The sequence below is a fragment of the Ensifer sp. ZNC0028 genome, from assembly GCF_000799055.1.
In the GTDB taxonomy this organism is placed as follows: Bacteria; Pseudomonadota; Alphaproteobacteria; order Rhizobiales; family Rhizobiaceae; genus Ensifer.
On record NZ_JTLA01000005.1, the window covers coordinates 24,467 to 37,501 of the forward strand.

Here is a 13,035-nt window from a genome sequence, read left to right on the forward strand (position 1 = left end):
CCTTTGTCCGGTAACCCGTCTTTCGCCCTGAAGCGTCGATCGGGCCGCAGTTTCGAGAAGCACAGGAGACGATCATGGATGCGACAAGACAGGGAAGATCACAGCGCAGAACGCGGCTGAAGGCCGAACTCGACCGGGTGATTGCGGAAGCCCTGGATGAACAGCGCATCGTCGGCACGGTCGTCGAGATCCTTATCGACGGCGAGCCCGCCTACCGACATGCCGCCGGGCTCGCGGACCGCGAAGCCGCCCGGCCGATGACCGAGGACAGCATCTTCCTGCTCTCCTCGGTCGCAAAACCGATCGTCACGGTCGCCGCTCTCCACCTGGTGCAATGCGGCACCATCGGTCTCGACGATATCGTGTCGGAACGGCTGCCCGCGTTCAGGCCGCAGTTGCCGGACGGCAGCGAGCCTCGGATAACCATTCGCCAACTCCTGACGCACAGTGCCGGTTTGAGCTACGTGTTCATGGAGCAAGGCGATGGACCGTACCACCGGCACGCCATCAGCAGCGGCCTCGACGACACCGACGACGATCTCACGGCCCTCATCGGCAAGCTCACCGCCATTCCGCTATCCTATCCGCCCGGACACGGCTGGGGCTATTCGATGAGCCTCGACGTGCTCGGTGCGGTCATCGAACAGGCGACGGGATCAAAGCTGTCGGAGGCGATCGCGGCGATCGTCACAGGCCCGATGGGAATGAGCGACACCGCCTATTCGGTGGCCGATACACGCAGGCTTGTGGCCCACTATGGCGATGCCTCGCCGCGGCCACGGCGGCTCGTTGGCGACGATGCGGTTCCCTTCTTCGGCAATCCCGTGCGCCTCTCGCCCGGGCGGATCTTCAATCCTCGAGCCTTTCCCTCCGGAGGAGCCGGCATGGCAGGCACGGCAGGCGACCTGATCCGCCTACTCGAAAGCCTCAGGACCGGACACTCGCCGGTGCTCGACGCCGCCAGCACCCGCTCGATGTTCGACATTCAGGCAAGGACGGGCGGATTGGCCGCCGGCGCCGGGTGGGAGTTCGGTTTCGGCGGCGCCGTGCTTGTCGAACCCGAGATGGCGGGAACACCGCAGTCGCGCGGCACACTGCAATGGGACGGCGCCTACGGGCACAAGTGGTTCATCGACCCGGCCCGCGGCCTGTCAGTCCTTGCGCTCACCAACACCGCTTTCGAGGGCATGAACGGACGTTTCCCGGACGATCTTCGCGACGCCATCTATCGGAGCCTCTAGCCATGCGGAGCGCCCCATTTCCCGTCGACCTCGGCCGCTACTTCGCCCGCATCGGTCATGTCGGGCCGCTGTCGCCCGATCTCACAACGCTTGGCAGGATCATCGCCCGCCATGCAGCGTCGATCCCCTTCGAGGCCATCGACGTGCTTCTCGGCGGTCGGATCGACCTGTCGCCGCCGGCGGTCGACGCCAAGCTCATCGACCGCCGGCGTGGCGGCTATTGCTTCGAGCAGAACAGCCTGTTGCAGCGCGTGCTCACATCGCTCGGCTACCGGGTGGATCCCTTGATCGCCCGCGTCCTGTGGATGCGCGCCCCGGGCGCGCCGCCGCCGGCCTGGTCGCACATGGCGCTCCGCGTCTTCGTGGACGATGTCGGCTATCTGGTCGATGTCGGTTTCGGCAGTTGCGTGCCGACCGCGCCGCTGCGTTTCGACCGGACCACACCGCAACCGACGCCGCATGAGCCGTTCCGTCTGAGCCGAACGCTCGATGGCTACCTGCTGGAGGCATCGCTTGGTCGTGACTGGGTACCGGTCTACGAGGTATCGCCGAGCATTTGTGGAGAGGACGCGTATCGGATCGCAAACATCGCGACATACACGGATCCGCATTCGCTTTTCCGACAGACCCTGTTGGTGACGTTGACCACGGAGGAGACACGTAACATCCTGCTCGGAAACCGGCTGACGATCCGGGACAGGAACGGCACCGTCACGCGCCAGGAATTCGATGCACCGGCAATCGAAACTGCCCTTATCGACGTCTTCGGATTACCCCTCGACGGCGACTGGCGCCGGATCACTGCGCGCGTCGGCGGCGCATTCGAGGCATCCATTCCAACGACATGACGTGAACCCGGCGCCTCGTCTATCGATGGGCGAGGATGTAGCTTTTGAGGATCTCCGCATGATTGCGGGCCTCATCCTTCACGCTGTAAAGCAAAGTCACCGGGCCCTCAGCGATGCGCTGTCGCAACAGGTCAACTGCCGCCGGATTGCCGTCGAGTTCGGCAAGGTAGCGCTCGCGAAACTCTTCCCACGCGCCTTCATCCGCATGGAACCAGCGGCGCAGCTCCGTGGTCGGCGCGATGTCCTTCAGCCAGAGATCAACCGCGGCTTCCGCCTTTGTCAAACCGCGCGGCCACAGGCGATCGACCAGGATGCGCATCCCGTCGCCATCGGCCTTCGGCTCATAGACACGTTTCGTCTTCAGCTGCATGAACGCCCCTCATTGGTCCTGATTTGAGGACCATAGCTGCCGCCGATTGGCGATCCAAGCGCGAAGGCGCTTGCCGGCAAGCGGTAAAGGCGCGCCTGCCGCCTACACGCCGCGCCGGTTACCCCAGAGCAGGACATGCAGTTGCGGCAGCACGCGCGCTTCGAACCAACGGTCCTCCGTGACCTTGCCGACGAGCCACAGCATGCGATCGATGATACCGTCGATGTCCACCTGCGCGTCGTCGTCATCAGGCGGTGGCGGGGTATGGTTGCCGGGTTGCAGATAGAGCGGCAGATGCGGGTAGCGCGCCGCCGCGTCCCGCGCATAGGCATAGTCGCGTTCGTCGAAGACGACGATCTTCAACGCCACCTGCGGCCCATCCGCTGCCATGCGAAGACAGTCGTCGAACGCATGCCAATCCGTCTCCATGCCGCTCGACGGCGGCTTCGGACTCAAGACCAGTACGTCGAGATCGGCAAACCAGTCCTTGGCGAGGCTGCCCTGCGTTTCCAGCGCGAAGCGGTACCCCTCCTCGCGTCCGCGTGCGATCAGGGGACCAAGCGGCTGGATCGCCGGGTTTCCACCGGAAAGCGAAACCGTCAGCGGCTTGCCGCCGGAAAGCTTGACGACCTGCTGCCAGATCTCCTCGACGCCCATCGGCAGCCATTGCTCACGGTATTCGCTATCGACCGCGTGCAGCGTGTCGCACCAGCTGCAGCGATAATCGCAGCCGCCCGTGCGCACGAACACGGTCGGCAGCCCGATCAGGATGCCCTCGCCCTGGATCGTCGGCCCGAAGATTTCGCTGACACGAATGCGCGCCTCTCCCGGCCCGCTCATTGCCGGTATTCCGCCCAGGTCTTCGGCGTCTCGCTGACACGCACGGCCGACGTTTCCGGCAGCCTTGCCTTGCACCAGTCGTAGAAATGCTTCGCAAGGCATTCGGCCGTCACCCGGTCGTGGCCGAGAACCTCGTTCAGATGACGGTGGTCGAAGCTCTCGTCGATGTAGCGCTTCAGCGGCGAAAGCTCGTGATAGTCGCGCACGAAGCCATGCTCGTTGAGCTCAGCACCCGTCAGCTCGACCTCGACGACGTAGTTGTGCCCATGCAGCCGGGCGCATTGATGGTCGGCCGGTAGGCTCTTCAGTTGGTGCGAAGCGGAGAAATGGAATTCCTTGGTGATCCGGAACATCACTTCACCTCCTCGGCCGCGAAGGCCGACGTCGCCGCCACCCAGAAATCCGGATCCTCGTAGTCGGTCGGGTCGGCGACCCCCGCCAGACCGAAGGCCTCGCGCCGCTCGACGCAGGTGCCGCAGCGGCCGCAATGGCGCGCCCCGCCCTTGTAACAGGACCAGGTCTCGGCAAAGGGCGTTCCGTGGCTCGCACCGTCGGTGACGATGTCCGCCTTGGAGATCGTCACATAGGGCGCGTAGAGCCTGACGTCGGCGTAGCCGTCGAGTGCGTGGTTCTGCATCGCCTGAAACGCGTCGATGAAGCCGGGGCGGCAGTCGGGATAGATGAAATGGTCGCCGCCATGCACGGCGACCGCCACCGCATCCGCTTTCTGTGCCGCCGCCAGCCCGAAGGCTATGGCGAGCATGATGGCGTTGCGGTTCGGAACCACCGTCGCCTTCATCGTTTCCTCGGCATAGTGCCCGTCCGGCACGTCGACATCGTCCGTCAGCGCCGATCCGGTGAGATGGGCGCCGATGGCGCGGATATCGATGATCTGATGCGGAACGCCGAGCCGCTTGGCGCAGGCGACGGCATAGTCCAGTTCCTTGCGGTGTCGCTGGCCATAGTCGAAGGAGATGAGGCCAATGAGTTCTTGCTCGGCTGCGACCTTGTGGGCAAGCGATACCGAGTCCAATCCGCCGGAGCAGATGACGATTGTCTTCATGATAGGTGTCCTTGTTTTGACCGGGTAGGCTGCGACCGGATTACGGCGCGCCTTCTAGGGCAAAGCAGGACCGATGGGAAGCGTTATGTTGACGTGCGGGAGAACACAGCCTCTTCCTGCGCGCCACATACGCGACCGGCGCATTCTCAAACTGAGCCAGAAACGCACGCGTCCCACCCTTAAATGCAACGGTGGGACGCGCAAACATCAGGTCTTTTCGGGGATGTTCCGATGACTACTGCTGCAGCCCCGGATAGGCCCATACGCCCGAAACCCGCATCAGATCACGGTAAATGACCAACCGCTCGTCAGCCCCGACCTTTGCGGCTTCATCCTGGGTTGGCGCGTCCAGTGCATTCAGCGGCACCACGGCCGATGGCAGGTCGCGCTGCTTCAAGGCATCCTCCATGACCGTGCGCGCACGGCGCATGTGGCTGGAACTGGTCACCAGGATCACCGTGTCGGCCTGATGCCGCACCAGGAGATTGGCGGCATTGATCACGTTGCCGATCGTATCTTTCGACTTGTCCTCAATCATGATGCGATCGCGGCTGATCCCCTTGTCGACCAGCCACTTGGACATGACGTCACCTTCCGTAACGCCATTTTTCGGCACGCCGCCACTCACCATGACCAGCGCTGTCGGGTTGGCCTCGGCGACCTTCAACGTCACCTCGAGACGGTCGAGCAGGGTTTGCTGCGCCTTGCCGTCATCGGCGAGCGCATAACCCAGCGCGACGATCACGACTTTGCCTGGCACGGTTGGGACGTCGAAGTTCGGCTTTTCAGCCATGATCTGTTCTGCCCGAACGAACCTCTTGCGGTACTCCTCCGCCCGCTCGCGATCGAGACCGGCCAGGGCCTGATGGGCAAGCGCCGCGCTGGTCTCATCGCCACGAATACGGGCGATGGCCTCCAGCCAGCTTTGCGCATCAAAAGCGGTCGGGTCCTTGCCAAGGATGCCCTCGAAGGTCGCCTGGGCGTCGTCGAGCTTCTTCTGGATGATCTGGGTCGCCGCAACGGCATACTGGAAGTCCAGCCGCTCAGGCGCGAGCGTCGCCGCTTCTTTGAAGGCTTCCTCCACGACGTCATATTTGCCGTGGAGCGTAATGCCCTTGAAGACTTCAGCTTCCGCCTTTTTGACGTCGCCGCCCGACCAGTAATACTGCATGCCGGTATCGACCAGCTGTTTGATACGGGCAGCGTTTGCCTGATCGAAGGCGCCGGCCGGAAAGGCTGAAATGAGACACGCTGTCGCTGTCAACAGTCCGAGGAGGCGGCGCCTTGCGCTACGCGCCTTCACCGAACGCGGGGTGCCCGATGCAGTCACGGTCGACCCCGAGGGGGCAAAAATGGAACTCGGCTTCATTTAAATCTCCCAGTTTTCCGGTTGCCCGCCGGCTTTCTCGCCCTCGGGCCGATAGCGTTTCCGTATTCACTTGCGATTTGGCCATCTCCTTGCGGCCAATATTAGAAATACCAAAACATGACCACCTGTCCAGCTCGCGGCAGCGCAACCAGCCGGAATGGCGCGCAAAGCCGCAACAATTCGTGTTACATTTCTTACAGATAGCGAATACAAGTTGCGCGCGCGTTCCGAAACAGTCACTGATTGGCGTTATATTGGTATTATCCAATTGCGCAGCAGGCGCGCACAGCGAGCGGGCGCAATCGCTGAATGACCAAGGTGTCATGGCGGGCCGGCTGTGATTTTCAGTAAGGGCAAAGCCTGCTTCAACGACCTCGCTACCGATGCGCCGTCAAGAACCTACCCCGCCGCTCGGAAAGTCTCAGCGCACTCTTTGCGCGCCGCTGTCGAAGGCACCATAGCGGGGGGCCGATGCGCCGACCCGTTTGACGGTTCGAAGAGATCTGACGTTTGAAGTCACGCAAATCCGAAGAGGATGGCTCCTCGCGGTTTTCAGATTTGCTCGCGGCCCGGCGCTGCGGCGCCGGGCCGCGATCTTTCCTTACTCATCGTCATGCATGCGCATGCGGATGCTGACGTTCGTCCCAGACGGCCCAGATCGCGAGCACGGTCACCAGCGCCCCGAGGACGACATGCGTCCACATGGGGTTGGGACTGGTCGAGAAACCGAGCAGCCAGGGTGAAGCGATCAGCCAGAGCCCGACGATGAGGCTTGCCCATTCTTCCCATTCCGCAAACATGGCAAGCGTCGCGATCGCCAGAACGCCGAGCACGACGCCGGCGCCCCAGGCGTTCCATGCCGGAACGCTCTCGACAACGAAACCCATGATCCAGGGGGAGACGAACAGGCAGATTGCAAGAACCAGATTGATCCAGTCCTGTGCTTTCTTTCCTTCCATCAGTGCCATGACAACCTCCACGAATGAAGCTTGGCCAAAGCGTACGATCGCGTGCGGTCGCACGCTCTGAAAACATAATAAATTCAACCGGAACCGCTTTCAAATCTTTTTCGCGTGAGCACGTGGTGGTGGCATGCGCGAAATCGAGCGGCGAACCGGCGATCCGCCGCCCTTAATCGGTGCCTAGGCACGGTTTGTGCGCCGTTTCGCGCAGGCTCTAGTAGCCGCGCGCAGCGCCCGCGCCGATGCGGCTGTCGACCGCGCCATTGTAGCGGGCGCCACCTCCGGCCTTGATGTCAGACAGGCTCTCGCCGCCAACGAGAATGCCGGTCGCCTGCCCCCAGATCGTCCAGCTTTCGTCGATCTGAACGTTATGCCCCATAGCTGACAGCAGCTTGCGGGTATCGGGCGAGAGCGCATAAGGCTCCATGAACACCTTGTCCGGCAGCCACTGGTGGTGAATGCGCGGTGCGTCGACCGCCTCCTGGATGTTCATGCCGTGGTCGATGACGTTGAGGATCGCTTCGAGCGTGATGGTGATAATGCGCGCGCCACCGGGGCTGCCAATCACCATGAAAGGCTTGCCGTCCTTGGAAATGATCGTCGGGCTCATCGACGACAGCGGCGTCTTGCCGGGCGCGATCGCATTGGCCTCGCCCTGCACCAGCCCGTAGAGATTGGGCACGCCGGGTTTGGCGGTGAAATCGTCCATCTCGTTGTTGAGCAGAATGCCGGTTCCGGGCGCCACCACGCCGGCGCCGAAGGAGCCGTTCAGCGTGTAGGTGACGGCGACGGCATTGCCCTCGTCGTCGATGATCGAATAGTGCGTCGTCTCCTTGCTTTCGCCGAAGCCCTTGGGGATCAGCGTCGCCGAAACGCCGGCGCGGAACGGATCGATCTTGCCGCGGATTTCCTCGGCATAGGCCTTGTCGGTGAGCTTGCTGACGGGGTTCTCGACGAAATCAGGATCGCCGAGCGCCGTGTTGCGGTCGACATAGGCGTGGCGCATGGCCTCGATCATCACATGCACGGTCTCGGCGGCGCCATAGCCCATGTAGGAAATCGGATAGCCTTCGAGCACGTTGAGGATTTCGCAGATGATCACGCCGCCTGAGGACGGCGGTGGCGAGGAGACGATGTCATAGCCGCGGTAGTTGCACTTGACCGGCTCCAGTTCGCGCACGGCGTAACGCTCGAAATCCGCTTTCGCCAGAATGCCGCCCTTCTCCGCGCTCGCCTTGACGATCTGGTCGGCAATCGTGCCCTTGTAGAAGGCGTCGGTGCCCTTCTCGGCAATGCTCGAAAGCGAAGCGGCAAGGTCGGCCTGGATCAGCTTCTCGCCGGCGACGAACGGTTTTCCGTCCTTGAGGAAGATGGCGGCGGCGGCCGGGTCCTTGGCGAGCCTGTCCGTCTCGCCCTCGAAGGAATCGATATCGCCCTGCTCCAGCACGAAGCCGTCCTTGGCAAGCGCGATCGCCGGTGCGATCAATTCGGAAAGCGGTTTGGTGCCATAGCGACTGCGCGCCGTTTCGAAGCCCATGACCGGCCCCGGCACGCCGACGGCGAGATAGCCCTCGGTGCTCAGCCCATCGACGACGTCGCCCTTGGCGTCGAGATACATGGTCTTGGTCGCAGCTTGCGGCGCCCGTTCGCGGAAGTCGAGGAACGTCGTCTTGCCGTCCTTGAAGCGGATCGTCATGAAACCGCCGCCGCCGATATTGCCGGCGGTCGGATAGGTGACGGCCAGCGCATAGCCGACGGCAACGGCCGCATCCACCGCGTTGCCGCCGCTTTTCAACACGGCAACACCGACATCGGACGCCAGGTGCTGGGCGGAGACCACCATGCCGTGCTCCGCCTTCACGGGCTCGGGTGAGGCCGCCTGCACCGCCCAGGGCGTCAAGCTCGATGCAATGAGCAACGTAATCGACAGGGTCTTCAAGCGGGAACTCGGCATGCGTCTCTCCCTCGCAGGCTCGCGGCGCATTGCCAAAATTCAATGACCGTGGCCTCGCCGCGTCGAGCGCGGTGGCAACGATCGTTCGGGTAGGGGCAAGCACCTGATGTGGGCGGCTATGAAGTGCGGGAAGTATAGTCACGCTCAATCGACGATGGCAAATCACAGGTGACCGCGGCCGGCGCCCGAGCGCCGCCCGTCGGTCCGCGTCCGCTTCCCCCGCCTTCGAGACGGGGAAGCGTCGCGCAAGCGTCAGGCTGCATCCGCAAGGATCAGATCGGCGCCCTTTTCCGCGACCATCATCGTCGGCGCGTTGATGTTGCCGGCGGTGATGTTGGGGAAAATCGAGGCATCGACGACGCGCAGGCCGGGCACGCCGTGGACCTTCAGGCGGCTGTCGACGACCGAACTCGCCTGGTCCGGCCCCATCGCGCAGGTGCCGCAGAGGTGGTAGATCGAGCCCGAGTTTTCGCGGAAATAGTCCATCAGCGCTTCGTCGCTTTCGACGCGCGGCGTCGGCGAAATTTCTTCCGCGGTCAGCGAGGAGAGCGCCGAGGCAGATGCGATGCGCCGGACGAGCCGGCTGCCCTGCAGCACCTCGTCGATGTCGCGATCGGTCGTCAGATAGTTCGGTCGGATCAACGGTTTCGCCGAGGGGTCGCCGGACGCAATCGAGATGCTGCCGCGGCTGGTCGGCCGGCAGGAGTTGAAGCAGATCAGGTAACCGGGATAGGGCTCCGGCTTCAGCCCGGCCTTCGGGTCCTTCGGGATCCGGTAGGAGAGCGGGTTGAAGTAGAGCTGGATGTTCGGCCGCTCTTCGTCAGGCCGGCCGCGGAAGAAGCCGCCTGCCTGGTTGACGCTCATCGAGAACGGTCCCTTGCCGGTCAACAGATATTGCAGGCCAAGACGCATCTGGCCGAACAGGCTGCCGAACTCGTCATTGAGCGTCGGGATCGTTGCGCGATAATAGAAGCTGGCGCAGAGGTGATCCTGCAGGTTCTGGCCGACCGCCGGCAGATGCCGCCGCGTTTCCACGCCCGCTGACGACAGCGCCTTGCCGTCACCGATGCCTGAGACTTGCAGCAGTTGCGGGCTACCGACCGCGCCGGCGGCCAGAATGACCTCGCGCCCCGCCGTGAAGCGCCGCCGCGTCCGATTCTGGATGACATCAACACCGGTCACGCGTCCATCTTCGCCGAAGACCAGCTTTTCTGCCTGGGCATAGCGCTCGATCGTGAGATTGGGACGCTTGAGGGCGGGCCTCAGATATTCCGCGCTCGAATGCGAACGGCGGCCGTTGTTGGTGTTGACGTCGTAGACGCCGGCGCCCTCGATCGAGGCGCCGTTGAAATCCTCATTCAGCGGCAGTTGCAGCGATCCGCAGCTTTCCAGAAATGCGTCGGTGATCGGGTGCGTCATGCCGCGCATCGGCGTGATGTGGATCGGGCCTTCGTCGCCATGCCACTCGGACGATCCGCGCGCATGGGTTTCGAGCTTGCGAAAATAGGGAAGCACGTCGTCGTAGCCCCAGCCCGTGTTGCCGGCGCTCTTCCAGTCGTCGAAGTCGTCGCGCGCGCCGCGCACATAGATCATCGCGTTGATCGAGCCCGATCCGCCTTGGACCTTGCCGCGCGGCACGTAGATGCTGCGATCCTGAAGCGCGGCCTCCGGCTCGCTCGAATACATCCAGTTGACCGCGGGATTGTAGTAGCTGCGGGCATAGCCGACCGGGATCTTGAACCAGAAGGAATTGTCGTTGCCGCCGGCCTCGATCAAAAGCACCGTGTGGCGACCGTTTTCGCTGAGCCGGCTCGCAAGGATGCAGCCCGCCGACCCGGCGCCGACGATGATGTAATCGTAGATCATCTGCATGTCCTATCGTCGCTGTTATCCGCGCGCCGGCGCGAAGGCCTTCACGTCCGCCGGCCGGCTGTCCATCTGCAGGTGCAGGCGCTCGCCGGTGTAGGGCGTGTGCTTTTCGACGACATCCATGTTGAGCTCGATGCCAAGGCCAGGCTCGCGCGACGGGATGATATAGCCGTCCTCGACCACGAGCTTGGTCTTCAGCACATCGGCGTGGAAACCACTGAAATCGAGGATCGCCTCGTGGATGAGGAAGTTCGGTGTCGCGGCCGAAAGCTGGATGCTGGCGGCAGCCCCCACCGGACCGTTGTAAAGGTGCGGCGCGATCTGGGCGTAGTAGGCCTCGGCCATGCCGGCGATCTTCTTCGCCTCCAGAAGTCCGCCGACGCGCGCGACGTTCATCTGCAGGATCGATGCCGCCTTCAGCTCGAGCACGCGCTGGAACTCGTATTTCGTCGTCAGTCGTTCGCCGGTCGAAATCGGAATGGAGGTCGCGCGCGCCACCTCGGCCATCGCCGCTTCCTGGCCCGGAGGAACCGGCTCTTCGAACCAGAGCGGGTCGTATTTTTCGAGACGCCGGGCCAGCCGGATCGCCGAAGACGGCACCATCTGGCCGTGGGTGCCGAAAAGCAGATCGGCGCTGCTTCCAACCGCGTCACGGATCTTGCGGCAGAATTCCTCCGAGCGGTCCATCACGCCAAGCGAAAGCTGATGGCCGGAATAGTTGGTGTAGGGACCTGCCGGGTCGAACTTGACGGCGGTGAAGCCCATCTCGACCATTTCGACGGCACATTCGGCGGCGAGATCCGGATCGTTGAAGTCGAACTCGCCGGCCGCATTCTTCGGATAGAGATAGGTATAGGCGCGGAGCTTCTCGTGCACCGTTCCGCCCAAGAGGTCTGCGACCGGCCGGCCGGCGGCCTTGCCGATGATATCCCAGCAGGCGATTTCGAGACCCGAGACGATACCCATCATCGTCGGGTCGGGGCGCTGGGTGAAGCCGCTCGAATAGGCCGAGCGCCAGAAGCGCTCGATCTGGTGCGGGTCATGGCCGAGCAAGTGCCGCTCAAAAACGTCCTCGATCAGCGGCGACATGGCGCTCGGGTGAAACGAGGTCGCGTAGATCTCGCCGATGCCCTCGATGCCGCAGGCGGTCGTGAGGCGCACGAAGATCCAGTACATGCCGCCCACATGCGGCGGCGGCACGGCGACGGCATAGGTCTTGAGAGACGCGATCTTCATGGGGTCATCCCTTTTTCTTGAGGCGGGCCATCAGCGCCAGGGTGGTGATGGCGCCGACGACGCAGATGGCGGCGATGTAGCCGAAATAGAACTGGTAGCCGGCGATGCCCGGATAGCGGTCCGACAGGTATCCGTTGACCAGCGGCAGGTAGGTGTCGGGCGCGTAGCCGATGAGCGAGATGATGCCGATCGCAAGGCCGGTGATGTTTGCCGGCACCTGGCAATCGTCGAGGATCGCCCAATAGAGGCCGCGGATCGTGTAGGTGATGAGGCCGACGAGCAGCACCAGTCCGACGAAGAGGACCGTGGAGCCGACGCCCGGCAGGGCGATCATCGCCACGAGGCTGGCGGCTGCGACGATGAAGCTCAGGAGCAGGATGCCAGTCTTTCCGAAGCGGTCACCGAGCAAGCCGCCGCCGATACCGCCGACCGGGCGCAGCCAGAGCTTGATCGTGACGATCAGACCGGCCATGGCGGCGGAAATGCCGAAGCCGCCTTCCTGCAGATAGGCCGAGAAGCTGTAGGTCGCGAGGAACACGTGATAGCCGCAGAAGATGATGGCGGCGACGAGCCAAACCTCGGGGATACGGAGCAACGTCTTGATGTCGGCAAGCAGGTTGCCCTCGCGCTTGCGTGCGCCCTTGTCGACAGCGACGGGCTGCGACACGGCGAAATAGGCGATGCCGACGACGATGCAGAAAACGGCATAGAGCAGCACGACATCACGGAAACCCATCGCAAGCCCGGCACCGCGCGTTTCCGTCGTGAAGACGAAGAGCGCGATGGCGACGCTCGCCAGCAGCGCCTCGACCAGGCCACGGCCGCCGTCGAGAATGCCGAAGAAGCGGCCCTGCTCATTGGCGCCGGCGATCAGATTCACCTGCTTCAGCGTCGCCGCCCAGAAAGTCAGGCCCGTCGTGACGCCGAAACCGCAGTAGATGACGAGCAGCGATGAGTAGCCGGGCAGCGTCGCGTACCAGAGGCCGAGCAGACCGGTGCCGACCATGGAGATGAGAATGAGGATGCGCGGCTGGACGCGGTCGGCAAGCCAACCGCTCGGCAGGTAGCCGACGAGGAAGCTGGTGCCGAGGATGGAATAAAGGACGCCAAGCTCGGTGTTCGAGAGCTTCAGCACCTCCAGCATCGTCGTCTGGTAGGATTGGCGCAGATAGAGGATCGGATAGATCGCACCGGCAGCGATTACGATCAGCGCCAGTTGCAGGTAACGGCTGCGGGCCGACACGGACGGCGCAGCGATGTCTGTTTCGGAAATTGAGCTCAAG

The 13,035-nt window shown here is 63.3% G+C and carries 12 protein-coding genes; 2 read left to right on the plus strand and 10 right to left on the minus strand.

The window, feature by feature from the left end; translation table 11 throughout:
- The first annotated feature begins 74 nt into the window (after nucleotides 1-74).
- Both L981_RS01255 and L981_RS01260 read left to right on the plus strand, forming a co-directional pair.
- Complete coding sequence (locus tag L981_RS01255; RefSeq protein ID WP_043611018.1) at nucleotides 75-1,241, plus strand: serine hydrolase; 1,167 nt, start codon at nucleotides 75-77, stop codon at nucleotides 1,239-1,241.
- Between the two features lie 2 nt (nucleotides 1,242-1,243).
- Complete coding sequence (locus L981_RS01260) at nucleotides 1,244-2,089, plus strand: arylamine N-acetyltransferase (RefSeq protein WP_043611020.1); 846 nt, start codon at nucleotides 1,244-1,246, stop codon at nucleotides 2,087-2,089.
- Between the two features lie 19 nt (nucleotides 2,090-2,108).
- On the opposite strand, the gene L981_RS01265 is transcribed toward L981_RS01260, so the two are convergent.
- The 10 genes from L981_RS01265 to L981_RS01310 form a co-directional block, all read right to left on the minus strand.
- On the minus strand, nucleotides 2,109-2,459 hold the full coding sequence (locus L981_RS01265) for a DUF488 domain-containing protein (RefSeq protein WP_043611022.1): 351 nt from the start codon (nucleotides 2,457-2,459) through the stop codon (nucleotides 2,109-2,111).
- Nucleotides 2,460-2,561: 102 nt separating this feature from the next.
- Complete coding sequence (gene queE, locus L981_RS01270; RefSeq protein ID WP_043611023.1) at nucleotides 2,562-3,299, minus strand: 7-carboxy-7-deazaguanine synthase QueE; 738 nt, start codon at nucleotides 3,297-3,299, stop codon at nucleotides 2,562-2,564.
- Nucleotides 3,296-3,652, minus strand: coding sequence for a 6-carboxytetrahydropterin synthase QueD (queD, locus tag L981_RS01275; protein ID WP_043611025.1), 357 nt, complete (start codon nucleotides 3,650-3,652; stop codon nucleotides 3,296-3,298). Before queD ends, queE begins: the two co-directional genes overlap by 4 nt.
- The gene (gene queC, locus L981_RS01280; RefSeq protein WP_043611027.1) at nucleotides 3,652-4,362 is read right to left on the minus strand and encodes a 7-cyano-7-deazaguanine synthase QueC; all 711 of its coding nucleotides are present in this window, start codon (nucleotides 4,360-4,362) and stop codon (nucleotides 3,652-3,654) included. The genes queD and queC overlap by 1 nt, the downstream gene beginning before the upstream one ends.
- A gap of 235 nt (nucleotides 4,363-4,597) precedes the next feature.
- The gene (locus L981_RS01285; protein WP_082005845.1) at nucleotides 4,598-5,731 is read right to left on the minus strand and encodes a YdcF family protein; all 1,134 of its coding nucleotides are present in this window, start codon (nucleotides 5,729-5,731) and stop codon (nucleotides 4,598-4,600) included.
- A gap of 611 nt (nucleotides 5,732-6,342) precedes the next feature.
- Complete coding sequence (locus tag L981_RS01290) at nucleotides 6,343-6,699, minus strand: SPW repeat protein (RefSeq protein ID WP_043611028.1); 357 nt, start codon at nucleotides 6,697-6,699, stop codon at nucleotides 6,343-6,345.
- A 208-nt stretch (nucleotides 6,700-6,907) separates the two neighbouring features.
- Nucleotides 6,908-8,647 carry a gamma-glutamyltransferase gene (gene ggt / locus L981_RS01295; protein ID WP_043611030.1) on the minus strand — a complete coding sequence of 580 codons (1,740 nt, stop codon included), beginning with the start codon at nucleotides 8,645-8,647 and terminating at the stop codon, nucleotides 6,908-6,910.
- 252 nt (nucleotides 8,648-8,899) lie between these two features.
- Complete coding sequence (locus L981_RS01300; protein ID WP_043611150.1) at nucleotides 8,900-10,513, minus strand: GMC family oxidoreductase; 1,614 nt, start codon at nucleotides 10,511-10,513, stop codon at nucleotides 8,900-8,902.
- A gap of 21 nt (nucleotides 10,514-10,534) precedes the next feature.
- Nucleotides 10,535-11,752 carry a mandelate racemase/muconate lactonizing enzyme family protein gene (locus L981_RS01305; RefSeq protein WP_043611031.1) on the minus strand — a complete coding sequence of 406 codons (1,218 nt, stop codon included), beginning with the start codon at nucleotides 11,750-11,752 and terminating at the stop codon, nucleotides 10,535-10,537.
- Between the two features lie 4 nt (nucleotides 11,753-11,756).
- On the minus strand, nucleotides 11,757-13,034 hold the full coding sequence (locus L981_RS01310; RefSeq protein ID WP_043611033.1) for a nitrate/nitrite transporter: 1,278 nt from the start codon (nucleotides 13,032-13,034) through the stop codon (nucleotides 11,757-11,759).
- Nucleotide 13,035: the final 1 nt, after the last annotated feature.